This is a genomic window from bacterium, from assembly GCA_016716565.1.
Taxonomy (GTDB): domain Bacteria; phylum Bacteroidota; class Ignavibacteria; order Ignavibacteriales; family Ignavibacteriaceae; genus IGN2.
In genome coordinates, this window is sequence record JADJWC010000001.1 from 299,607 (window position 1) to 322,974 (window position 23,368).

Annotated in this window: 20 protein-coding genes, 1 pseudogene and 1 riboswitch; of the genes and pseudogenes, 8 read left to right on the forward strand and 13 right to left on the reverse strand. The window is 36.8% G+C overall.

Annotation, left to right across the window (positions count from 1 at the left end; translation table 11 throughout):
* Positions 1 to 5 precede the first annotated feature (5 nt).
* Both IPM14_01385 and IPM14_01390 read right to left on the reverse strand, forming a co-directional pair.
* A complete protein-coding gene (locus tag IPM14_01385; GenBank protein MBK9096775.1) occupies positions 6 to 671 on the reverse strand; it encodes a DUF4918 family protein in 666 nt (221 codons plus the stop codon).
* Between the two features lie 6 nt (positions 672 to 677).
* Positions 678 to 1,142, reverse strand: coding sequence for an 8-oxo-dGTP diphosphatase (locus IPM14_01390; protein ID MBK9096776.1), 465 nt, complete (start codon positions 1,140 to 1,142; stop codon positions 678 to 680).
* A gap of 177 nt (positions 1,143 to 1,319) precedes the next feature.
* Here IPM14_01390 and IPM14_01395 point away from each other — a divergent pair, with 177 nt between their 5' ends.
* Positions 1,320 to 1,628, forward strand: coding sequence for a hypothetical protein (locus IPM14_01395; protein MBK9096777.1), 309 nt, complete (start codon positions 1,320 to 1,322; stop codon positions 1,626 to 1,628).
* A gap of 3 nt (positions 1,629 to 1,631) precedes the next feature.
* Here IPM14_01395 and rfaD read toward each other — a convergent pair whose 3' ends face one another.
* Positions 1,632 to 2,606, reverse strand: coding sequence for an ADP-glyceromanno-heptose 6-epimerase (gene rfaD / locus IPM14_01400; GenBank protein MBK9096778.1), 975 nt, complete (start codon positions 2,604 to 2,606; stop codon positions 1,632 to 1,634).
* A gap of 164 nt (positions 2,607 to 2,770) precedes the next feature.
* A riboswitch (SAM riboswitch) is annotated at positions 2,771 to 2,888 on the forward strand.
* Positions 2,889 to 3,044: 156 nt separating this feature from the next.
* Between rfaD and metH the strand changes: the two genes are divergently transcribed.
* Together metH and IPM14_01410 are read left to right on the forward strand one after the other, a co-directional pair.
* Positions 3,045 to 7,196, forward strand: a complete 4,152-nt coding sequence (gene metH / locus IPM14_01405) for a methionine synthase (protein ID MBK9096779.1) — start codon at positions 3,045 to 3,047, stop codon at positions 7,194 to 7,196.
* Positions 7,197 to 7,288: 92 nt separating this feature from the next.
* A complete protein-coding gene (locus tag IPM14_01410) occupies positions 7,289 to 8,575 on the forward strand; it encodes an MFS transporter (GenBank protein ID MBK9096780.1) in 1,287 nt (428 codons plus the stop codon).
* Between the two features lie 158 nt (positions 8,576 to 8,733).
* Here IPM14_01410 and IPM14_01415 read toward each other — a convergent pair whose 3' ends face one another.
* Positions 8,734 to 9,732: a radical SAM protein gene (locus IPM14_01415; protein MBK9096781.1), complete on the reverse strand. Its 999-nt coding sequence runs from the start codon at positions 9,730 to 9,732 to the stop codon at positions 8,734 to 8,736.
* A gap of 149 nt (positions 9,733 to 9,881) precedes the next feature.
* On the opposite strand from IPM14_01415, the gene IPM14_01420 reads away from it, so the two are divergent.
* The 3 genes from IPM14_01420 to IPM14_01430 all read left to right on the forward strand — a co-directional run bounded on the left by IPM14_01420 (position 9,882) and on the right by IPM14_01430 (position 11,978).
* Positions 9,882 to 10,802: an NAD-dependent epimerase/dehydratase family protein gene (locus IPM14_01420; GenBank protein ID MBK9096782.1), complete on the forward strand. Its 921-nt coding sequence runs from the start codon at positions 9,882 to 9,884 to the stop codon at positions 10,800 to 10,802.
* A gap of 25 nt (positions 10,803 to 10,827) precedes the next feature.
* A complete protein-coding gene (locus IPM14_01425) occupies positions 10,828 to 11,253 on the forward strand; it encodes a hypothetical protein (GenBank protein ID MBK9096783.1) in 426 nt (141 codons plus the stop codon).
* 95 nt (positions 11,254 to 11,348) lie between these two features.
* Complete coding sequence (locus IPM14_01430; GenBank protein MBK9096784.1) at positions 11,349 to 11,978, forward strand: flavin reductase; 630 nt, start codon at positions 11,349 to 11,351, stop codon at positions 11,976 to 11,978.
* Positions 11,979 to 11,983: 5 nt separating this feature from the next.
* Here IPM14_01430 and purE read toward each other — a convergent pair whose 3' ends face one another.
* From purE to IPM14_01465, 7 genes and pseudogenes are all read right to left on the reverse strand, one after another.
* Positions 11,984 to 12,484, reverse strand: coding sequence for a 5-(carboxyamino)imidazole ribonucleotide mutase (purE, locus tag IPM14_01435; GenBank protein MBK9096785.1), 501 nt, complete (start codon positions 12,482 to 12,484; stop codon positions 11,984 to 11,986).
* Positions 12,478 to 13,635, reverse strand: coding sequence for a 5-(carboxyamino)imidazole ribonucleotide synthase (locus IPM14_01440; protein MBK9096786.1), 1,158 nt, complete (start codon positions 13,633 to 13,635; stop codon positions 12,478 to 12,480). Before IPM14_01440 ends, purE begins: the two co-directional genes overlap by 7 nt.
* A pseudogene (locus IPM14_01445) lies at positions 13,635 to 14,601 on the reverse strand (sodium-dependent bicarbonate transport family permease). The gene IPM14_01440 and the pseudogene IPM14_01445 overlap by 1 nt, the downstream one beginning before the upstream one ends.
* Before the next feature lie 250 nt (positions 14,602 to 14,851).
* The gene (locus IPM14_01450) at positions 14,852 to 15,304 is read right to left on the reverse strand and encodes a hypothetical protein (protein MBK9096787.1); all 453 of its coding nucleotides are present in this window, start codon (positions 15,302 to 15,304) and stop codon (positions 14,852 to 14,854) included.
* A gap of 14 nt (positions 15,305 to 15,318) precedes the next feature.
* Positions 15,319 to 16,185, reverse strand: a complete 867-nt coding sequence (locus IPM14_01455) for an SDR family oxidoreductase (protein ID MBK9096788.1) — start codon at positions 16,183 to 16,185, stop codon at positions 15,319 to 15,321.
* A gap of 151 nt (positions 16,186 to 16,336) precedes the next feature.
* Positions 16,337 to 16,732 (reverse strand): DUF937 domain-containing protein, encoded by a 396-nt coding sequence (locus IPM14_01460; protein ID MBK9096789.1) that lies wholly within the window; start codon positions 16,730 to 16,732, stop codon positions 16,337 to 16,339.
* A gap of 108 nt (positions 16,733 to 16,840) precedes the next feature.
* Positions 16,841 to 17,659: an ion transporter gene (locus IPM14_01465; protein MBK9096790.1), complete on the reverse strand. Its 819-nt coding sequence runs from the start codon at positions 17,657 to 17,659 to the stop codon at positions 16,841 to 16,843.
* A 163-nt stretch (positions 17,660 to 17,822) separates the two neighbouring features.
* Here IPM14_01465 and IPM14_01470 point away from each other — a divergent pair, with 163 nt between their 5' ends.
* Complete coding sequence (locus IPM14_01470; protein ID MBK9096791.1) at positions 17,823 to 20,048, forward strand: NADP-dependent isocitrate dehydrogenase; 2,226 nt, start codon at positions 17,823 to 17,825, stop codon at positions 20,046 to 20,048.
* 120 nt (positions 20,049 to 20,168) lie between these two features.
* On the opposite strand, the gene IPM14_01475 is transcribed toward IPM14_01470, so the two are convergent.
* Complete coding sequence (locus IPM14_01475) at positions 20,169 to 20,726, reverse strand: hypothetical protein (protein MBK9096792.1); 558 nt, start codon at positions 20,724 to 20,726, stop codon at positions 20,169 to 20,171.
* A 151-nt stretch (positions 20,727 to 20,877) separates the two neighbouring features.
* Complete coding sequence (locus IPM14_01480) at positions 20,878 to 22,320, reverse strand: SDR family oxidoreductase (GenBank protein ID MBK9096793.1); 1,443 nt, start codon at positions 22,318 to 22,320, stop codon at positions 20,878 to 20,880.
* Between the two features lie 166 nt (positions 22,321 to 22,486).
* Here IPM14_01480 and IPM14_01485 point away from each other — a divergent pair, with 166 nt between their 5' ends.
* On the forward strand, positions 22,487 to 23,362 hold the full coding sequence (locus tag IPM14_01485) for an SPFH domain-containing protein (GenBank protein ID MBK9096794.1): 876 nt from the start codon (positions 22,487 to 22,489) through the stop codon (positions 23,360 to 23,362).
* The last annotated feature ends 6 nt before the right edge of the window (positions 23,363 to 23,368 follow it).

Genomic DNA, 23,368 nt, shown 5'->3' on the forward strand with positions numbered 1-23,368 from the left:
CTGTTTTATCGGGTGATTGCTGAAATATATTTGTCTATGTATTTATCAACCAGCTTTAAGCGATACTGCATTATGTATCTTGGATGTTCCAATACCACAATTTTTCTGAAAAATTTTTGCTCGTCGTTGAGTGCCGAAAAATATTCTGCATTCTTCTTTCCAAGAAGGACAGCAACATCTCTTCTGGCACCGAAATCGATTTGTGCTTTGATATTCTGAATTATCTCCAATCTCAGCCTTTCAGCCAGTGATTTTTCATCATAATAATTATAGTTCTTTCCGTTCTTGATTACAGCAAACGGGTACAAAGCCGTAAGGAAAACATTTGAGAAAAATTTATTTGTTCCCCCATATTTTTCTGCTACCGAGTAAACAAATTTGCTGGAGAGTTCTTTTCTATTTCCGAGATTATTTTCAATACCGCATTGTTCACGTAAAGCAACCGGATCGGTGAAAGAAATACCCGTTAAGCCCCCACCGAATCTTCCGGGGTTTATACCAATAATGAAGAGACGTTCAGATTGGTCAGTGTAAAATTTTGTATAGAAATTCTCGACGACCTTTCTTACCTCATGATTTTCGTAGGGATTTATAAGGGCGACACCGCGCACGTTTAATCCATATGATTTTAAGCTGGCGAAGTATTTTTTTGCTTTGGAGGAAAAACTCATTTTTATTTAATGGAAGATCACAGAATAATCGACAAACTTTCCGTTTTCATAATTAAACTTCGCACTAAAAAACTTATCTTCGAATAACCAGGGAATAAAAATCTTATCTCCATCCCACAATCCGATTTCAGTTAACTTTTCATTTGGAATCCATTCAAGCCTCCCCTCGGGAGAGTCGATCAAATCACCCGCAAACTCTTCAGAAGTGAAAAGAAAGACATACCAATCGTCTTTTCCATCAAACAAAGGAAAGGTTATAAATCCTTTCATTTTAACCGAGTTAACTTTTAATCCGCTCTCTTCTTCAATTTCTCTGATTGCGCATTCTTCGGGAGATTCGCCCGGCTCAAATTTTCCTCCGAGACCATTCCATTTTCCTTCGTGATAATCGTTTTGTTTTTTATTCCGATAAATCATTAAGGTTGAATTGTCCTTTTTATCAATTACATAACAAAGTGTTGCAAGTTTCATATTTTCCTAAAATAATATTTTGATTGTCCCAAAATAATGCTTTGACCGAAATAAGTATTTGTAGATTATTTAGGAAATTATATTTTAAGCCGTAGCAAAAAAATCATTTGTAAATAAAATTATTATTGTAAATATTAAAACGTATTTTTGAAAAAAATCTGAAGGAACACACATAAAATGTGGGAAAATAGTTCGATGGAAATAAACGAAAGCGATTTAACCGAGAACGCTGTTGACTTTAATGAAATCAGCAGACAGCTTAGTTTTGAGGAAGATCAATACACGCTTAATGCTGCCAAGAAAAAGAAAAAAGACGAAGACGAAGATGATGACTTTGATGAAGAAGACGACTATTATGAAGAAGAGGAGGAAGAGGATAACCCTTTCGATGCCGAGCCTTCCGAAGACGATTTAATAGAAGATGACTTTCCGGATGATGAAGATGATCTGTTTGAAGAAGAAGATGACGAGGATTCTTACCGATAGTATTTAAGCTCCCAGATACTGTTTCCCGAGCAAATAATTTTTAACATAGTCGGCAACACCATCTTCCAAAGCAGTGATAGATGAGTTGTAGCCGACTTTTTTTATTTTGTTCATATTCGCTTCGGTAAAGTATTGATATTTTTCCCGCAGATGTGAAGGCAAATCGATGTACTCGATGTTTGCTGGTTTGTTCGTTGCTATGAAAATTGATTTTACAAGATCATTCCAGGTTCTTGATTTTCCCGTCCCGAGATTAAATAATCCATTCACAGCCGGCTTATCTAAGAAGTACAAAGTCATCTCAACGGCATCTTTAATATAAATGAAATCACGAAGCTGCTCACCATCTTTATACTTTGGATTTAGCGATTTGAACAATTTCACTTTTCCTGTATCCCGAATTTGTTCAAAGGCTTTGTGAACAACTGAACGCATATCTCCTTTGTGATATTCGTTCGGACCGTAAACGTTGAAATATTTGAGTCCAACAATTTTGTCGAAAGCACGGTTTTGTTTTGCCCAAAGATCGAATAATTGTTTTGAGTAACCGTACATATTCAAGGGGCGAAGCGTTTCGAGTTTGTTTTCATCATCATCAAAACCAAGTGAACCGTTACCATAGGTTGCCGCAGATGATGCATAGATAAAACGGAGATTCTTTTCGAGACAGTATTTAGCAAGTTCTTTTGTATACAGATAATTATTTGAGAATAGATGATCTGCGTCTTTTTCTGTTGTTGAAGAATTTGCGCCCATATGAATGATTGCCTCGATCTCAAATGGAATGTCTCTATCAACCACCATCGAAATGAAGTCATCTTTGTGGACAAAATCATCAAATTTCAATGAGACAAGATTTTTCCATTTTTCGTCTGTGCCTAGTTCGTCAACTATTATAATTTTATTTTCGCCGAGCTGATTTAGCCGCCAGACAATTGCGCTTCCGATAAATCCTGCGCCGCCGGTTACTATGATCATGTTTGAAAGTCCTTTGTTTTTAACTTGGGCAATTTAGCCATATTTGAATGTGTTTTAAAGGTAGTTGACAGTTTAAAATTAATAGATTGATCAATTATTTTATTGACAAAGAAAGTATAATTCATATATTTGAAGCGGGTTTTATTAGTTCTTTATAAATACAATTCTTATCAAGAACGGCGTAGGGAACAGGCCCGTTGATGCCGTAGCAGCCGGTTCGGATTTTTCCGGATGTCGGGTGCTAAATCCTGCCTTTCACAATTGTGGAGGGAAAGATGAGATGAAGATATGTTTTACGCCTCTTCATATCATCTGAAGAGGTTTTTCATTTTAAATAACTAATGCTGTCATTACGAGGAGCGAGAGCGACGAAGTAATCTTTATAGATTGCTTCATCCCGCTAAAGCGGAATTCACAATGACAAATAATAGAAAGTTTATGAAACTAACAGTTGAAAATTTTAGAAAATTATTAGAAGAGAGAATTCTTGTTATCGATGGCGCAATGGGCACGATGATCCAGCGCCACAATTTGACGGAAGAAGATTTTCGTGGTGAGCGATTCAAGGATCATCCGCATGATCTTAAGGGCAATAATGATCTGCTTTCAATTACCCAGCCGGAAATTATAAAAGGAATTCATCGTGCATATTTTGAAGCCGGCGCGGATATCATTGAAACGAATACTTTTAACGCAAACGGATTTTCTCAAGCTGATTATCACACAGAAGAATTTGTCTACGAAATAAATTTTGAAGCATCAAAAATAGCAAAAGAAGTTACAAAAGAGTTCAACAGAAAATATCCAAATAAAAATCATTTAGTTGCAGGAGCATTAGGACCAACAAATAAATCTCTTTCACTTTCTCCCAACGTTAACGATCCTGGATACCGCGCAGTAACTTTTGACCAGACAGTGTTTGCATATTATGAACAAGCAAGAGGTCTTATTGATGGCGGTGTTGATATAATCCTAATTGAAACGATTTTCGATACCCTTAATTCAAAGGCTGCAATTTTAGCAGTTCAAAATTATTTGAATGAAAAAAATCTTGAAATTCCTTTAATGATCTCCGGGACGATAGTTGACCAAAGCGGAAGAACATTATCAGGACAAACAGTTGAAGCTTTTTATATTTCTGTTTCTCACGTAAAAAACCTTGTTAGTGTCGGTTTGAATTGTGCACTCGGTGCAAAACAAATGCGACCCTTTGTTGAAGACCTTTCGAATGTGTCAGATAAATTTTTATCGGTTTATCCTAATGCGGGGCTTCCAAACGAAATGGGTGGTTATGATGAAACACCCCAAATAATGGCAAGCGTGCTCGATGACTTTTTGAAAAGCGGATTTGTAAATATTGTCGGCGGATGCTGCGGAACAACACCAGATCACGTTAATGAAATAGCCGGCTTGGTAAAAAATTACAAACCAAGAATTCCGAAAAAGCAGGAGCCTTATTTAAGATTGAGCGGACTTGAGCCTGTTATTCTTCGACCCGACTCTAATTTTATGAATATAGGAGAAAGAACGAACGTTACTGGTTCAAAAAAGTTTGCTCGTCTCATCAGAGAAAACAAATATGATGAAGCACTTTCTGTTGCGCGCGATCAGGTAGAGGGCGGGGCGCAGGTTCTTGATATCAATATGGACGAGGGAATGCTTGACTCAGAAGCTGCGATGACTAAGTTTTTGAATCTTCTTGAAGCAGAGCCGGATATTGCGAAGCTTCCTATAATGATTGATTCATCAAAGTGGACAGTAATAGAAGCGGGATTAAAATGTCTTCAAGGCAAAGGAATTGTAAACTCAATTTCTTTGAAAGAAGGCGAAGAGGTTTTTAAAGAACATGCCAGAAAAGTATTAAGCTACGGTGCGGCAGTAATTGTGATGGCATTCGATGAAAAAGGTCAGGCAGATACTTTTCAAAGACGAATACAAATATGCAAACGTGCTTATGATATTCTAACAAAAGAAATTGGTTTTCCTCCACAGGATGTAATTTTCGATCCCAATATTCTTGCAATCGCAACAGGAATCGAAGAACACAATAATTATGCTGTTGATTATATAGATGCAACAAGATGGATAAAGCAAAATCTTCCACTTGCAAAAGTGAGCGGAGGAGTAAGCAATCTTTCATTTTCATTCCGCGGTAACGATGTCGTTCGTGAAGCAATGCATTCGGCATTTCTATTCCATGCTATCAAAGCTGGAATGGATATGGGAATTGTTAATGCCGGTCAGCTCGAAGTTTATGAAGAAATTCCAAAAGATCTTCTTGAAAAAGTTGAAGATGTAATTTTGAATAGAAGACCAGATGCGACCGAAAGATTAATAGAGTTTGCCGAAACAATTAAGAAGAAAGATAAGGCAGAAGAGAAAAAAGACGAATGGCGCACTCTTCCTGTTGAAGAAAGGCTGAAACATGCGCTGATCAAAGGAATTGTTTATCACATTGATGGAGACGTGGAAGAAGCCAGACTAAAATATTCTCAGCCTCTTGAAATTATTGAGGGACCGCTGATGGCGGGAATGAATGTCGTCGGTGATTTGTTTGGTGCTGGCAAAATGTTTTTGCCGCAGGTTGTTAAGAGTGCAAGAGTGATGAAAAAAGCGGTAGCGATACTTGAACCCTACATCAATGCCCATCCCCCGTCCCCTTCCCGAAGGGAAGAGGCAGAAATGAAGAAACCCGCAACGTATAATGAGTATGGGTATCAAACGGCTGATCCAATTTTATATTCTATGCTGAAGAAGTTTGCCGAATCTCATCGAGAAAAACCAACAACTTCTGAATTAATTCTATGGGAACAGCTTAAATCAAAAACTCTTAATAATTATAAATTCCGAAGACAGCATATTATTGGACAATACATAGCAGATTTTGTCTGCCTTTCGAAAAAACTGATAATTGAATTGGATGGGTTAATTCATCAATTACCAGAGAATCGGGAATCAGATGAGATAAGAACTAATTGGCTAAATGGTCAAGGATTTAAAGTAATCAGGTTTAAAAATGAAGAAGTGATAAATGAGATTGATAAAGTATTAGAAAAAATTCAGAATGCTTTTAATTCAAACGATTTAGAATTAAAAATGAGTTCCACCCTCTCCTTCGGAGAGGGACGGGGAGAGGCCGGTAGGATTTTATTAGCCACCGTTAAAGGCGACGTCCACGATATAGGCAAAAACATTGTCGGCGTTGTGCTTGGTTGCAACAACTATGAAGTTATTGATATGGGAGTGATGGTTCATTCGGATAAAATATTACAGACAGCACTTGATGAAAAAGTAGACATTATCGGACTCAGCGGATTAATAACTCCTTCACTTGATGAAATGGTGCATGTTGCAAAGGAAATGGATAGAAGGGAAATGAATCTTCCATTGCTGATAGGAGGCGCAACAACATCGCGAGTTCATACTGCAGTAAAGATCGCACCGAATTATAGCGGCACGGTTATTCATGTGCTGGATGCTTCGCGAAGCGTTCCGGTTGTCTCTAATCTGCTGAGCGAAAACGAAGAAGAGAGAAAGAAATTTATTCTATCATTCAAAGAAGAATACTCAAAGCTGAGAGAAGATTATGCTAAAAAACAGTCAGATAAAAATTTCATTTCGCTTGAGGAAGCTAGAAACAACAGACTAAAAGTTGATTGGGGAAAAACAAAGATCAAAAAACCAAATAAGCTCGGCGTAACAACCCTGAAAGATTATACTCTCTCGACACTAAGAAACTATATTGACTGGACGCCTTTTTTTATGACCTGGGAATTGAAAGGAAAGTATCCTTCAATTTTTGAAGATAAGTCGGTTGGAACAGAAGCAAAAAAACTTTTTGAAGATGCGAATAATCTTTTAGACAAAGTAATAAACGAAAAGCTTCTTGCTGCAAACGGAGTTGTTGGGTTATTTCCCGCAAACTCTGTCGGAGTTGATGATATAGAAGTTTATACCGATGAATCAAGAAGCGGAGTAAAAAGAGTTCTTCATACAATAAGACAGCAGATGCAAAAATCTTCCGGCGAACCAAATATTGCCCTTTCTGATTTTGTTGCTCCAAAAGAAACTCAAGTTAAAGATTATATTGGAATGTTTGCCGTTACAGCCGGAATCGGAATTGAGAGGCTTGTTGAAAAATTTGAAAAAGAACACGACGATTATAATAGCATAATGATTAAGGCAATTGCTGACAGACTAGCCGAAGCATTTGCCGAACATCTTCACGAAGTCGTTAGAAAAGAGTACTGGGGATATGCAGAAGATGAAAATTTTTCAAACGAAGATCTGATAAAAGAAAAGTATGCCGGTATTCGTCCGGCACCCGGCTATCCGGCTCAACCCGATCATACAGAAAAGCCAATTATCTTTTCTTTGCTTGATATTGAAAAGAACACGGGAATAAAACTAACAGAAAGCCTTGCAATGTATCCTGCCGCAAGTGTGTGTGGTCTTTACTTCTCTCATCCGGAAGCAAAATATTTTACAGTTGGTAAGATTGGAAAAGACCAGGTTCTCGATTATCATCGCCGCAAAGGAATGAGCGTTGAAGAAATTGAAAGATGGCTGAGTCCAATATTGAATTATTAAATGTCGGAACCGAAGATTTCTTTTGGCAAAATCGCTTTTCGCATCTAACTTTCGCTCCAAAAACTCTTCAATTTTAAATCCGGAGAAACCAAATGACAGAGAACATCCCCGCTAAAAAGCCTGGCATATCATCCTTCTCAAAAAATTACTGGATAGTAATATTAATGGAATTTTTTGAAAGAGGATCCTATTATGGAATGATGAGTATTCTCTCTGTTTATATGACAGATCAGCTTGAATTTTCTAAAGAAAGTGTTGGAGTTATTAAAAGCACAATTCAGCCGCTGCTTTATATTCTGCCGATTTTATCCGGTGCAATCGGTGAGAGGTTTGGTTACAGGAAGACATTGATTTTTGCTTTTATCTTTTTAGGGCTTGGATATTTTCTGACAAGTCAGACAACTGAATATGCAATGGTTTTTGCAAGCTTAATTGTTATGGCAGTCGGTGCCGGCGCATTTAAACCTATGATCTCTGGAACAATTGCAAGAGAAACCAACGAAACCAACAGCACGCTGGGATTTGGAATTTTTTATTGGTCAATAAATTTGGGTGCGTTTTTATTTCCGCTTATTCTGGTTCCTTATATTATAAGTACATTCGGCTGGCAATACGTAATGTTAGCCTCCGCAATAGGAACAGCATCAATGTTGATTCCCACACTTCTTGTTTACAAAGAACCCAAAAAACCGGAGAACACAAAAACCATAGGCGAGGTTTTAAAAGGCGCCGTGATGGTTTTAACTGATGTCCGCTTTATCGGGCTGATAGTTATTTACTCCGGATTCTGGATTCTTTATTTCCAGATGTTTGATTCTGTGTTATGGTATGTTCAGAAATATGTCGATGCTACATCGGTGAACAATTTTGTGAATGGGCTCTTCAGTGGTGTTGGGATTGATTTAAACTGGAAGTTTGACATTGAACATGTTACCGTAATTAATGCAGGAACAATTATTTTGCTGCAAATAGTTGTTTCAAACATTGTTAAACATACCAAGGCGCTTCCAACAATGATTGCAGGAATTGGAATGGGAACTATTGGAATGGCAATACTTGCAATCAACACGAACATCTGGGTTTTCATGCTTGGGATAGTAATATTCTCGATAGGTGAAATGACAGCACATCCCAAATTTATCAGCTACGTTGGACTCATCGCTCCCGAAGATAAAAAAGCTCTTTATCTCGGTTACGCATTTCTTTATGGTGTGCTCGGAAGTTTTATCGGCGGAATTCTTGGCGCAAATCTTTATGTGCACTTTGTTGATAATCTAAACCAACCAAGCACATTGTGGATTATCTTTTCAATGATCGGCGTTGTTACTATTATCGGACTGATTTTATATAATAAATTTCTTGCGCCAAAGAAATATTAATCGCGTAGTTCTCGAAGGTACTTTAAAGCAGAGGAAAAATCGGGTTAATAGTATTTCGGTTGCTTGTTCTGGATATTAATTCGATCTTTATCTTGGTGTCGGCTGACTATTAACTAAATTTTTCTTTTGGGCCAAACAATTATATCGGGAATTTTCTTTTAGATGTTTATCAGCTTTTTATTGCCAAACGGATCTTCTCTGTCTTCCTGGAAATAAGGTCGGTAAAAATCATGACTTTCCATTTCCTGAATCCAGCCGTTTTCCAAACCATATTTATCAAGCAATTGTGTTACGCGTTCGAACTCTGAGTATCGTACGGATCTGTTTAAAAGTATATTTCTTTCAGCGCGATTAGTTGGATAATACTGAGCCATTAATGAAATATGAATTTTCGGATCGAGCTCAGAAATAAACTTGAAGACTTCTTCTGAATCAGCCAGACCGTTTGGCAGCACAAGATGGCGAATGATCAGCCCTCTAGCGACAACTTCGTTATTATAAATTAATTCACTGCCAACCTGTTCATACATTTCAGTGATTGCAAGTTTTACTTTGTCAAAATAGTCGGGCACTTTTGAGTAACGTCGTCCATAATCATTATTGCCGTATTTGAAATCCGGAAGGTAGATATCAATCACATCTTTGTAAAGTTTTAAAACTTCAACCGAATCATAACCGTTTGTGTTATAAATGATCGGAAGATTTAAACCTTTGTCAGAAGCGATCTTTATTGATTTGAGAATTGGTACCGCAAAATGAGTTGGAGAAACCAATCCAATATTGTGGCAATTTCTATTTTGTAGCTCAATCATAATTTCAGAGAGTCTCTCAATTGAAACTTCATTTTTAATCTCCGCTTTGGAATTTTGGCTGATTACAAAATTCTGGCAATAGTCACAGTGAAGATTACAGTTGCCGAAGAAAATATTTCCTGCGCCGTTAGTTCCTGAAAGAACCGGTTCTTCTCCAAAGTGAGAAGTGTAAGAAGAAACAATCGGTAAATCTCTGCTCTGACAGGTTCCAAGTTCGCCTTTGCTTCTGTCGGCGAGACAATTTCGCGGACAACTGGTGCAGCTTTTAATAATTTCATCTGCGCGAGCTAAACGTCGGGCAAAATCTTCTTCAGAAATATTTTTGTAAGATGGAATAAAGCTCATCCGATTATAAATTAATAATCAGCAGTAATTTTTCAATGCTAAATTAACATTCTGCACAGATAATTTAAGCGATCAATTTTATACTCAAAGTTGAATTTTAATCAAATAATGGTTATGATTGAAAAAAATAACAATCTCAAGGGAATATTATGCAGACAATTTTAGGCTCGACAGGAGTTATTGGCAAAGAGCTTGCTAAAGCATTGCCCGAATACACAAATGAAATCAGGTTGGTGAGCCGCAACCCCCAAAAAGTTAATAATAGCGACGTGCTGGTTAGTGCAAATCTGCTAAATTCTGAAGAAATCATTAAAGCCGTTGAGGGATCTGAAGTAGTCTATTTAACTGCCGGAATACAGTACGATATAAAAGTATGGAGGAAAGACTGGCCCATAATAATGAAGAACGTTATTGAAGCGTGTAAGAAAAACAAAAGCAAATTTATTTTCTTTGATAATGTTTATTCTTATGGAAAAGTTGATGGATGGATGACGGAAGAAACTTCGGTAAAACCCGACAGTGAAAAAGGAAAAGTAAGAGCAAAGCTAAATGAAATGATAATGAACGAAGTAAAGCAGGGAAACCTTAAAGCGATAATAGCAAAAGCCGCAGACTTTTATGGACCTAATACACCGCTAAGTTTTGTAAACATTATGGTTTTCGAGAATTATAAAAAAGGAAAGAAAGCACAGTGGATGCTTGATGTTAACAAAAAGCATTCATTTACTTATACTCCGGATGCGGGAAGGGGAACAGCAATTCTTGGTAATACAGATTCTGCCTACAATCAAATCTGGCATTTACCAACAAACAAAAACGTACTAAACGGAAAAGAGTTTGTTGAACTTGCTGCAAAAGCGATGAAAGTTAAGCCTGAATATATGGTCGTTAAAAAGTGGATGCTTTCAATGCTCGGATTGTTTAACAAGGTAATAAAAGAAAACAACGAAATGCTTTACCAAAATGAATTCGATTATCTTTTTGACAGTACAAAATTTGAAAAAGCATTTAATTATAAGCCAATTAGTTATGAAGAGGGAATTATCGAAACTGTCAAACAGATAAAATAGAATTTTTGGTTTAACGAAGAGAGCAATGAAATCTAAAAAACCAAAATTAGTTATAGTTCTAATTGTTTCTGTTTTCTTTCAAGCATTAAGCGGATTGGGAGGTGGTGTTTTTCTTATTACTGATTCAACCGGGGAAACATTAAAATTACCCTTGAGCTTTTTAAAAAACTCTCCTTTTTCCGATTATCTTATTCCGGGAATAATTTTATTTACAGTGCTGGGCGTTTATCCACTTATCGTTACAGCGGGATTGTGGAAAAGAAAATATTGGGGCTGGTTAGGAAGCTTACTGTTGGGTGCAGCTCTTTTAATTTGGATAATAGTTGAAATTATAATTATAGGGTGTCAGCCTAATCCTCCGCTGCAATTGATTTATGGAATACTTGGCATTGTTATTTTAGTAATGACTAGTTTATCGAGTGTGAAAAAGTTTTACTCTGCAAGAAAATAAAACAAAAAGTTTGCCGCTGGTTTTTTAATATTACGGCAATTAAATTCAAAAAGTTAATAGGCTTACCATTATCTGTTAATTAAAACGATATCGATATGAAATTACTTAAAGAAGATATTTTAGTTTTTGAAAAACTCTATCGTGCAGCTTTCGTTAATTCACTTTCGGGATTTAAGAGTGCCAATCTTATCGGAACAATTTCCAAAGAAGGAAAAACAAATCTGGCAATTTTCAATTCCGTAATTCACGTTGGAGCAAATCCTCCGTTGATGGGATTTTTAATGCGTCCGGTTTCTGTTGAAAGACATACCTACACCAATATCAAAGAGACAAATTACTTTACTATAAATCATATTAACAAAGAAATATTCAAACAAGCTCACCAAACATCTGCACGATACGAGAAAGATATTTCCGAGTTCGATGCTTGCGGACTTACTCAGGAATACACAGAGACTTTTAAAGCTCCGTTCGTTAAAGAATCAAAAATAAAAATCGGCTTAAAGTTTTTAGAAGAGCAGGAAATTAAATCTAATGGAACAATTTTTATAGTTGGAGAAATTCTTGAAGTAATTATTCCCGATGATATTGTTTTGACGGATGGATTTGTTGATATTGAAAAAACCGGGACAATTGCAATCAGCGGATTAGATAGTTACCATGAAACAAAAAAGCTATCACGATTATCGTACGCAAAACCGGGAATCGAACCTAAAGAGACATAAAAATTTTACTTAAAGCTCTTTTCTACTCTTTCAATTTTATTGAGAACATCAGTCTTAAGTTTCTCTTTGTATAAAATCATTTTATCTCTAAGCTTTTTATCATTCACAGAAAGAATTTGAACCGCGAGTAATCCCGCATTCTTTGCATTATTAAGTGCTACAGTTGCAACCGGAACACCACCCGGCATCTGCAGTATTGAAAGTACCGAATCCCATCCATCAAGAGAGTTTGAAGATTTTACAGGGACTCCGATTACAGGCAGTGGAGAAATAGCAGCTGCCATCCCCGGTAAATGTGCTGCACCTCCGGCACCAGCGATAATAACCTGAATGCCGCGCTCATGTGCTTTTTCTGAAAACTCAAACAATCTTTTGGGTGTGCGGTGCGCTGAGACAACTGTTATCTCAAATGGAACTTTAAATTCCTTTAAAACTTTTCCTGCTTCCTGCATTACGTTTAAATCTGAATCTGAGCCCATTATGATGCTGACTAGTGGTTTTACCATGACACAACCTTCATTTTTTGTTTTACAAAATCTGCTTTTGTTTTGGCTTCTTCTATTGTTGGAGCCAAAACAGTTACGTGTCCCATTTTTCTAAACGGCTTTGTTATCTTTTTTCCATAAAGATGAATTTTAACTCCTTCAATTGCCATACACTCTGTTAATCCTTCATATCTAACCTTACCTTCGTATCCCGGTTCTCCTAAAAGGTTTATCATAACGGCCGGTAGTTTCAGTTTTGTACTACCAAGAGGCAAATTAAAGATTGCTCTAAGCTGTTGTTCAAATTGCGAAGTTATAGCGCTTTCAATTGTGTGATGACCGCTGTTATGGGGTCGCGGGGCGATTTCATTTACCCAGATTTTTTTATTCTTATCAACAAACATTTCAACAGCGAGCAAACCGCACAGATTTAGCTCGGTAATAATTTTTATAGCAATATCTTCAGCTTGGTTTTCGATTTCTGCGGGTAATGTGGATGGGCAAATAAGCCTTTCAACCAGATTTGCCGTTGGATTAAATTCCATTTCTACTGTTGGATGACATTTAACTTCTCCGCTTTGGTTGCGTGCAACTATTGCTGAAATTTCTTTGTCTATTTCAATGTACTTTTCAACTTCAGAAGCACCATCGAGCAGAATATCCAAATCATCTTTTGAATGAATAATTGAAACTCCTCGTCCATCGTAACCACCCTTGCGTAGTTTTTGAATAAAAGGATAAGAAAGTTTTTCACTGTTGATAGAATTAATAATATCCTGTTTTTTGTCGAACAATGTGAACGAAGAGGAAGAAACATTTATCTTATCATAAAACTGCTTTTGCAATCCCTTGTCTTGTATGATCTCAAGTTTATCGGGATCAGGTATAATCTTCTTTCCCTCAGATTTTAATTTTTTGAGAGCTTCGACGTTTACATTTTCCAGCTCAAGAGTAACAACATCTACAAGATGTCCGAATTCATAAACATCATCAAAGTTTAGCGGATCCCCATTGAAAAAAAATGAGCATGATGCTGAAGCAGGACAATGTTCATCTTTGTCCATTATGTACGTATTCACGTTCCAGTTGCTTGCTGCGAGAACAAGCATTTTTCCCAGTTGTCCGCCGGCAATAATGCCAAGCTTAATTTCTGACGTTACAAGTTTTTCCATCAGGCAAAAAAGTTTACTGCGGCAAAATAAACTGGAATTCCGACAGTAATATTTACGGGGAAGGTTATACCCAGCGCCATCGGAATATAAAGGCCCGGGTCCGCCTCTGGTGCCGCAATTCGCATAGCGGCAGGCACAGCGATATATGATGCACTTGCAGAAAGAATTGCAAGAATAAATCTATTACCAACATCTGCGGTTACGAATTGACTTAAGTATGCAACTATACAACCATTTACAAGTGGAATAAATATGGCAAATAATGAAACATATAAACCATATTTTGTAAACGCAGAAAATCTTTTCGCGGCAACCATTCCCATTTCCAAAAGAAAGATTGCAAGAAATCCTTTGAAAATATCGTTGGTAAAGGGCTTAATCCCTTCAGCCTGTTTTGTATCTGCAATAATCCCAATTATCAGGCTTCCCATAATCATTACAACACTTCCGTTGCTAAAAGAATGTTGAAAGATTGATTTCCAATTAACAGTTTTTTCCGAACCTCTGCCAAATTGCATCATCATGATTACCCCAATAATAATGGCAGGAGATTCCATTAAGGCCATTACAGCGACCATATGACCACCGTAAGCAATTTGCTGCATTTCAAGAAATGAAACAGCGGCAACAAAAGTAACTGCACTTACCGAACCGTAGGCAGCAGCAATCGCTCCCGAATCACTTGGGCTGAGCTTTCTCTTAAGTATAAAAAATGTATAGACAGGAATAACCGATGCCATTACAACACCAAATATAAGAGTGTAAGTTATTTCAGAGCTGTATTGACTGTTTGCCAATTCCTGCCCGCCCTTAAATCCTATTGCGAATAAGAGGTAAAGAGAAATAAACTTGCTTGAGGATTCGGGGATTTGTAAATTCACTTTTTATGGTAACAGCGACAATTCCAAGAAGAAAAAATAAAAGAGTTGGATTAGTAATATTTGAGATAAGTATTTGAAAATCCATAATGAATTTTTTTGCTCTGTGCTTTGTGTAAAATGATAAAATCTTAAAGATGTTTGAATTAAGATATAAAAAGTTAGCTAATTATAAGAAGCCGTTTTGATTTAATTATATAGACAGTTTGCAGTAAATTATTTTGGGGCATAATGGGACAGGAATTCTTATCGATCATTCTTCACCCGATAAACCCAGAAGCGGAGAGGCCTGATATAGAATGGTCTAAGCTTCCAATTATTCCGCCAATATAATATTTTTAATTCAATATTAATTGTCTTACTAAATCCAGCTCTGTATTTGTTATTTGATTATCAAGCAATGAATTTTTTACGGTTGTGATAAAATTCTGGAAGTTTTGAAAATCTATTGCCGGGTTGCTGCCAAGCTGATTAAAATATTGTGTAACAAGATTTTTCATCTCACTTACATTAGCTCCGCCGGCAAGTGGATTCAGAATAGCAGTTATATCTTCAAGCATAAATGAACTTGCAAAATCACGCACATAATTAAAACCTAATTCATAAACTGCGGGCGTGTTGGTATATAAGAAGGAAATTATAGCGGAAGAGAAAAATACTATTCCGACTACACCTAGAACAGCTATTAAAACTAACCCAACCCCGCCAATAAGCACAAGTTTTCTAAGTTTCTTTTTAAACTGATTATCAGTTCTTATTCGATAATGAATTTCATCTAAATTAAGTCTCATATTTTCTTCCCGCTTTATGCTGATTGAAAAACAGAATCGTTCACTTTTATTTTATTGAGAAACTCCTCACATTTTTCCCAAAGTTTCTTTTCATCTGCAGGATTATTGAATTTACATTTTTCTTCTTTTCTTTGATTATAAAAGCCGCCGTTACTTCCGTTTATATTTTCAGATGAAGCTAACCAAACAATTGTGTCGGCACCTTCCGGGATAGTTCTTCCTTCAATTAAAGCGAACATTTTCAGAAGAAGTTTTCCGGCTGAGTTTTGTTCTCTGAATAATTCTGTGTCCGGAATAAATCCGGGAGTCATTGAATAAAACGAAATATTATCCTTCTCTAATCTTCTTGCCCACTCGCGCGTGAGCATTCTGTTTGCTTGCTTGGTTTGTTTGTAAGCAAGAGTCTCGTTGTAATTTCTTTTATCGAAGTTGATGTCATCAATATCGAGTCCTCCCGCAAAATGTGAAGCCACATTTATGATTCTTGATGGAGCGGCATTCTTCAATTCATTAATAAGAAGTTGAGTTAAAAGCTGATGACCGAGAACATTTACAGCAAATGTCTGCTCAACATTTATATCAGTTAACTTTTTAGTTTTTGTCCATAGTCCTGCGTTGTTAATAAACACATCAAGCCTGCTTTCATTTTGTTTGAATGATTTCGCAAATTTTTTAATTGAATCAACACTAGCAAGATCAAGATGCTTTACAAAAACATTTGGATTGCCGGATTCTTTTATAATTTCATCCTTCGCATGCTCAGCAGAATCAAGTGATCTGCACGCCATATAAATCTTAGCTCCAAGCTTAGCGATTTCTTTAGTTGCTTCTTTACCGATGCCTTTATTGGCACCTGTTATTATTACTACTTTTTCTTTCAATTTTATCCTCGTTTTCTTAAGTGTTTGTTAGAATTTAGAACAAAAAAAGAGGTAATTTTGTTCCTTTATAAAGGATGAATTTGGAAAGCAAAATCAATAAAAAAGCCGCAGTGTTTTTACCGCGGCTCAACAATCAGAGATTCTGATTCAATTACTTTTTGCCCAGCAGTCCGCCAAGTATGTCCATTCCTTTGCTCATAATATCACCCTCGGGAACTTTGCCTTCAGGAGTAAGTTTATCAACTACATCCGGAAGGAGATTAGTAAGCTGAGAAGTCAGAGCACCATTGTCCATTCCAAGTTTTGATGCAAGGTTACTAATGGTATCCTTGCCGAGAACATTTTGGAGCTGATCTCCGGAGACGGGAAGATTTTTTCCTGTGCTAACCCAAGAACCGACAACATCTCCCAAACCCTTTGATGTAAATTGACTTATTAGATTATTTAAACCACCTTGCCCGCCAAGCAGACCCATAACAGTAGACATCAGATCATCTTTTTTATTCCCACCGCCAAGCGCTGATTGAATTGTGTTTAGTATGTCCATTTTATTCCTCCTTCTGATTAGTGAAACATAAAACGCAGCTAAATTTTAACACTAAAATTTTAAAAATCAAATGACTCGTTTAGGAATGATTAACAGAGATCTAAAATATTACAGAGAGCTGATTTTTTTAGAAAGCTTTTCTTCCATTTTTATGATTTGTTCTTTCAGATTTCTGATATCGTTTCTGAGCTCTTCGTTTTCATCCTGAATTATATCTTCTATTTTGCTTGCTTCCTGAATGCTGATCTTCTGCTGGATTTCAGACATTGTATTAACAACGATGGCAATAAAAATGTTTAGTGTTGTGTATGAAGCAATTAGTATAAAAGAAATGAAAAAAGCATTTGAAAAAGGATATCTCGCGCTTATTGTTCTGGCAATGTCTGCCCAGCCTTCAAGCGTCATTATCTGAAACAGCGAAAACATCGACGCCCAGATGGTTCCAAACCACTCTGGATAGGAGGCGCCGAACAATTTTGTGCCGATAACTGAAAAAACATAGAACACAAGAGTAAGCAAAACAAAAATCCACCCGATACTCGGAAGAGAAAGAAGTAAAGATTCAACTATAAACCGTAATCTCGGAAGGTTTTTAATTAGTCTCAGCGACCTGAATATTCTCAGCGATCGAAGAACTGCAAGCGCTCCCGAAGCCGGAAGCAGGGCAATTGCCACAATTGTGAAATCAAAAATATTCCAGCCGTTTTTAAAGAAATTTAGTCTATAAGCATAAAGCTTTAATAATATTTCAATAACAAAAATTGCAAGTATAATTTTATCAATGAACAGAAGCGTTCTTCCAAACGCATTCATAATGGCACCGGAAGTTTCCATGCCAATTGTAATCGAATTAAAAATTATTAATATTATTATAAAATTCTGTACTGAACTTTTCTCTACAAATTGTTTAACTTTTTCTCTCTTCATAAAATTAAATTGTTAATAGCGGTGTCAAAATTATATGATTTATAATATCCAGACAATCAGGATTTATGTAATCTCTCAAGCAAATTCTTCAATTATTAAGTGTGTTTAAGTATTTTTAGTTACTGAGTTAATTTATTTTTCTAAATAAAAAGTGGACATAAAAATGAGTTTTAAAATAAACTGGACTAAAATAGATGAAGCACCTCTTTTAGCAAGTTATTCCCTACTTCCTATACTTAAATCTTTTACAAAAGGCTCCGGAATAGAAATTGTTGAAAAAGACATTTCTCTGGCCGGGAGAATAATCGCAAACTTTCCTGATAATCTTTCCCAAGAACAAAAAATCCCGGATTACCTAGCAGAACTTGGTGAACTTACCCAAAAATCGGAAGCTAATATTATTAAGCTGCCAAATATCAGCGCAACAATTCCCCAGTTAAAAGCAGCAATAAAGGAGTTGCAGGAAAAGGGGTATAAGATTCCCGATTATCCCGAGGAACCAAAGACAGAAGATGAAAAAAAATTAAAAGAAAGATTTGCAAAAGTGCTTGGCTCTGCCGTAAATCCAGTACTAAGAGAAGGTAATTCTGATCGTCGTGCAGCGGCTTCTGTTAAAAAGTTTGCGCAGAAGCATCCGCACAAAATGATGAAATCATGGCCCGAATCAGGTTCAAAATGTCGCGTTGCTCATATGAGTCAAAAGGATTTTTTCGGTTCTGAAAAATCTATGACATTGCAAAAGGACGATGTCGTAAAAATTGAATTCGTCGATGCAAATGGAAATTTAACCGTGCTAAAAGAAAATCTTAAGCTTCTAAAAGATGAAGTAATTGATGCGGCGGTTATGAACGTTAAGGAGCTAAGAAAGTTTTATGCTGAGCAAATTGAAGAGGCAAAAAAAGATAATATTCTTCTTTCGCTTCATCTTAAAGCAACTATGATGAAGGTTTCCGATCCGATAATGTTTGGTCACGCTGTTTCTGTTTATTTCAAAGAGCCATTAGGGAAACATACACAAACTCTCAAGGAAATTGGTGCGAATGTAAACTATGGTATGATGGATATACTCGAAAAGCTGAAAAAACTTCCCGATGAAAAAAGAAAAGAAATAGAAGCGGCCATCAACAAAGTATATGAGTATCAGCCCGAACTTGCGATGGTTGATTCGAGAATAGGAAAGACAAATCTTCACGTTCCGAATGATGTGATTGTTGATGCATCAATGCCTAATGTCGTGCGTGACGGAGGAAAAATGTGGAACAGAAAAGATGAACTGCAGGATTGTATCGCAATGATTCCCGACCGCAGTTATGCAACCATGTATAAAACAATTATTGAAGACGCAAAAGAGAATGGTCAATTTGATCCCTCAACGATGGGTGCCGTTTCCAACGTTGGATTGATGGCAAAGAAAGCAGAAGAGTACGGCTCACACGACAAAACATTTGAAGCGAAGTCTAACGGTGTCATCCGCATAGTTAATGGTGAAGGCAAAATTTTATTAGAACAGCAGGTTGAAACCGGCGATATTTTCAGAATGTGCCAGGCTAAAGACGAAGCGATAAAAGACTGGGTAAAACTTGCTGTCAACAGAGCAAGAGCTTCTTCTTCGCCGGCGATTTTCTGGCTGGATGAAAACAGAGCACATGACAGAGAAATAATCGCGAAGGTAAAAAAGTATTTACCAGAACACGACACAACAGGACTTGAAATTAAAATCCTGAAACCTGTTGAAGCTATGAAATACACTCTTGAAAGAACGAGGAAAGGGCTAGATACAATTTCAGTAACAGGGAATGTTCTTCGTGATTACTTAACAGACCTCTTCCCAATTCTCGAGTTAGGCACTAGTGCGAGAATGCTTTCAATAGTCCCGCTACTTAAAGGCGGCGGATTGTTTGAAACAGGTGCCGGCGGTTCAGCGCCGAAACACGTTGAGCAATTACTGAAAGAAAATCATATCAGATGGGATTCGCTCGGTGAATATTGTGCACTTGTTCCATCTTTTGAAATGATAGCGGAGAAATCCGGAAATGAAAAAGCAAAACTGTTTGCCGAAACTCTTGACAAAGCAATACTTAAGTATCTTGAGAACGGAAGAATGCCATCACGAAAAGCAGGAGAGATTGATAACCGGGGAAGTTCATTCTATCTTTCTTTGTATTGGGCAGAAGCATTATCACAGCAAAATAAGAATGCTGAAATCAAATCTCGTTTTGAAAAAATTTATAAAGAGCTTTCTTCCAATGAAGAAAACATTATCAAGGATTTAATTTCTGTTCAGGGCAAACCGGTTGATATTGGCGGCTACTATTTGCCCGATGAGAAAAAAGCAACTGATGTTATGCGTCCGAGCACAACGTTTAACAAGATAATTGATGGGATGTAGTTAAAAGATTTAGATGACGTTTTGCAGCTTTTTGTTCAGGCGGATTTCAGAGCACAAAGTTCCAATCTTTGCGTCAACCCGCCAGAACACAAAACTCGTGTAATAGCTAGCTTATTTTGTTTATATAATTAATTGCCCATTAAAGTCAATTTTATACTTCCGGTTTTCCCAGTCGGTCGCCAAAATACAATTGTCAGTTATTATAAAATTCTCTTTGCCGTCTGATGTTGTAAAAATATCTGCACCACTAAATTGCCATATAATTTTTCCGTCCTTGTCGAGTCGGCTTATTTGAAGCTCTCCGTGAACTAAATAGTCACTTTGCAGTTTGAAAATTTGAAAGCAAGTTGCTTGGTCAGCCCGTGTTCGCCATAATAATGTCAAGTCGGGAATCGATAAGCAAAAAATAGTATTTGAGCAGCAAACTAAAAGTCTGTCATTTTCAATTATGGTCGAAGTTTCGTGAATACCTGTTCCACCACCAATAGAACCAATAACGGCACTTTTTATTAGCGTATCATTCAGAAAGGTTTTTACTCCCCAAATTGTTGGAAAATAATATTCAGATTTGTCGAAGTAAACAAAATCGTATTTGTTTACATTATCAGCCGAACTTTCTGTAAAAGCTTGGTCTGCATAAATGTCAATGCGATATTTTTCTGTCGTATATTGTTTCATCTAAAATTGATCTCAACCAGTTATTTACTGCAATAATAAACAACCAAACCAAAATTAGTAATTTTAATGAGGTGAAGCTACCCATAAAGGAGTTTAAGTGTATGGGCTCTGATGAAGTTAAGTAGTTGTGGGAAGTTTCAAAATATTAAAATCATTTGTGCTTAACAATATTCTCCGCCATCCCATCAAACACAAAGTAATGAAACGGTAAAACAGAATACCAGTACAATCTTCCTAACAAACCCTTGGGACGGAAGGTTGCGGTTTGCTGAAGAAAGTTTTTGCCTGCTTTATTTATGATTTTGAACTCAAGCCAGGCTTCTCCGGGCAATTTCATCTCAGCGTAAAGAAGCAGTCTTTTATTTGATTTGTCTGCAACGAGCACACGCCAGAAATCTAAAGTGTCTCCCGAATAAATTTCTAGTTTGTTTGTTCTTCCGCGTCTTAAGCCAACGCCGCCAATAAGTTTATCCAAAAAACCACGAATGTGCCACAGCCAGTCAGCATAATACCATCCGCGCTCACCCCCTATTGACCAGATGTTTTTTATCACTTGTTCAATACTCGTTGTAATTTCCTTTTCACGTTTGTCGGTAAAGCATCCGAAGGTTGGAACATTGATGTGTTCAAGCAGATCATCATTATTTGAACTTGAAACCAAAGAATCTTTCCAGCTCGAAACCACCTCGTTCTGTTCAATTCTTGTAAAAGCAAGACTAACTGCTTCCTTGTATGAGATTGATTTTATCTTCAGCATTTTTTCAAGATCATTCGGTTTGCCAATAATCTCGATTTTCATGCTGTCCACAAGATTAACTGCTAATTTGTATGATGTTGCAGTCACAAAGTAAAGCCAGTAAGATGATAATCGTGGTGTCATAACTGGAATGGTAAAAATAAAACGTTTTAGTTTTCGTACTTCTGCAAACTGCAGAAGCATTTCTTTGTAAGTAAGAATGTCTGGTCCGCCGATATCAAATGATTTGTTGTAAATCTCTTCACGAAGCAAAACTCCTGTCAGATATTGGATAACAGTTCTTATTGCAATCGGATGGTGTTTTGTATTCAGCCATTTCGGTGTGATCATTACAGGAAGCTTTTCAACAAGGTCGCGGATAATTTCGAAGGATGCACTTCCCGAGCCGACGATTATTCCTGCTCTTAGCACAGTAACAGGTATCCCAGAACCGAAAAGGATTTCTTCAACATTTTTTCTTGAAGAAAGATGTTTTGAAAGCTTTTGCTTGTTCGTAATTCCACCGAGATAAATTATCTGCTTGATATTCGTTCCGGTTACAAGTTTAATAAAATTTTTCGCCGATGCTTCTTCAAGTTTAGCGAATTCTGAAATGTTTGAGCTCATCGAGTGAATTAGATAATAAGCAGCATCGATATCTTTAATCGGAAAGTTATCGGGAGGATCTTTCAGAAAATCAATTTCAAATAAAGTTATCTTGCTCGTCTCAGGATCAAAATCCGAATGAAACCTCTTTTTGTCTCTTACACAGCACACCACTTCGTGTCCATCTTTCAACAGGGAAGAAAGCAACCTTTTGCCAATGTAGCCGGTAGCGCCGGTTAGTAGTATCTTCATAAATCCTCAATAATTACCTTTAATAACAGCAATCTATTGTAAATAATTCAAAAACAGGGAAAATCTCAATTTTTTTAATATCAGGATACCATTATTAAAATAGCACTTGATTTTTTGCTATCAATATGATATCATTACAATAGCATTTTCAAAAAGGAGTACAAAAATGGAAAAAATAGCAGAAAAACCAGCAAATAAACTGAATGGTTTTCTAATGTTGTTCTTAACAATTGCCATCATGGCGTTAAGCATATATTTATTAATAATAGGTATTAACACCGAAGAACCTCAAATTCTGTGGGTTGTCATTCCCCTGATGATAATTTCGTTTTTAATGCTGTCGGGTTTTATCGTAGTTCAACCAAACGATTCACGTGTTATAATATTATTTGGGAAATATACAGGAACAGTTCGGCAATCAGGTTTCTACTGGGTAAATCCATTCACAGTAAGGAAAAAGGTTTCGTTGAGAATCAGAAATTTCAACAGCCAGAAAATTAAAGTAAATGATCTTCACGGAAATCCGATAGAGATCGGCGCGGTCATTGTGTGGAAAGTTATTGATTCGGCAAAAGCAGTATTTGATGTTGAGAACTATGAACAGTTTGTCGACATACAAAGCGAAACAGCAATACGAACCCTCGCATCAGAGTATCCGTACGATGTTGAAGAGGAAGATAAATCATCTCTGCGTGGAAGTCCGCAGGAGATAGCAGAGAGTCTGAAGAACACAGTGCAATCAAGATTAGAGGTTGCGGGTGTTGATATAATCGAAGCAAGAATATCACATCTTGCATACGCACAGGAAATTGCTCAGGCAATGCTGCGCAGACAGCAGGCACAGGCAATCATTGCAGCAAGAACTAAAATAGTTGAAGGTGCAGTTGGAATGGTTCAAATGGCGTTGAATGCTTTGAGCGAACAGAAAATCGTTACGCTTGATGAAGATAAAAAAGCGACAATGGTAAACAACCTGATGGTTGCACTTGTTTCTGAAACAGAAGCGCAGCCGGTAATCAATACAGGCACATTGTATCAATAACAATAG

Bases quoted from the DNA above. Each gene is read 5' to 3' on its own strand.
- IPM14_01420 (MBK9096782.1), top strand. From the start codon at position 9,882: ATGCAGACAATTTTAGGCTCGACAGGAGTTATTGGCAAAGAGCTTGCT.
- rfaD (MBK9096778.1), bottom strand. From the start codon at position 2,606: ATGATCATAGTAACCGGCGGCGCAGGATTTATCGGAAGCGCAATTGTC.
- IPM14_01470 (MBK9096791.1), top strand. From the start codon at position 17,823: ATGAGTTTTAAAATAAACTGGACTAAAATAGATGAAGCACCTCTTTTA.
- IPM14_01425 (MBK9096783.1), top strand. From the start codon at position 10,828: ATGAAATCTAAAAAACCAAAATTAGTTATAGTTCTAATTGTTTCTGTT.
- IPM14_01485 (MBK9096794.1), top strand. From the start codon at position 22,487: ATGGAAAAAATAGCAGAAAAACCAGCAAATAAACTGAATGGTTTTCTA.
- IPM14_01450 (MBK9096787.1), bottom strand. From the start codon at position 15,304: ATGAGACTTAATTTAGATGAAATTCATTATCGAATAAGAACTGATAAT.
- IPM14_01460 (MBK9096789.1), bottom strand. From the start codon at position 16,732: ATGGACATACTAAACACAATTCAATCAGCGCTTGGCGGTGGGAATAAA.
- IPM14_01390 (MBK9096776.1), bottom strand. From the start codon at position 1,142: ATGAAACTTGCAACACTTTGTTATGTAATTGATAAAAAGGACAATTCA.
- IPM14_01385 (MBK9096775.1), bottom strand. From the start codon at position 671: ATGAGTTTTTCCTCCAAAGCAAAAAAATACTTCGCCAGCTTAAAATCA.
- IPM14_01415 (MBK9096781.1), bottom strand. From the start codon at position 9,732: ATGAGCTTTATTCCATCTTACAAAAATATTTCTGAAGAAGATTTTGCC.
- purE (MBK9096785.1), bottom strand. From the start codon at position 12,484: ATGGTAAAACCACTAGTCAGCATCATAATGGGCTCAGATTCAGATTTA.
- IPM14_01465 (MBK9096790.1), bottom strand. From the start codon at position 17,659: ATGAAGAGAGAAAAAGTTAAACAATTTGTAGAGAAAAGTTCAGTACAG.
- IPM14_01430 (MBK9096784.1), top strand. From the start codon at position 11,349: ATGAAATTACTTAAAGAAGATATTTTAGTTTTTGAAAAACTCTATCGT.
- metH (MBK9096779.1), top strand. From the start codon at position 3,045: ATGAAACTAACAGTTGAAAATTTTAGAAAATTATTAGAAGAGAGAATT.
- IPM14_01440 (MBK9096786.1), bottom strand. From the start codon at position 13,635: ATGGAAAAACTTGTAACGTCAGAAATTAAGCTTGGCATTATTGCCGGC.
- IPM14_01395 (MBK9096777.1), top strand. From the start codon at position 1,320: ATGTGGGAAAATAGTTCGATGGAAATAAACGAAAGCGATTTAACCGAG.
- IPM14_01410 (MBK9096780.1), top strand. From the start codon at position 7,289: ATGACAGAGAACATCCCCGCTAAAAAGCCTGGCATATCATCCTTCTCA.
- IPM14_01475 (MBK9096792.1), bottom strand. From the start codon at position 20,726: ATGAAACAATATACGACAGAAAAATATCGCATTGACATTTATGCAGAC.
- IPM14_01480 (MBK9096793.1), bottom strand. From the start codon at position 22,320: ATGAAGATACTACTAACCGGCGCTACCGGCTACATTGGCAAAAGGTTG.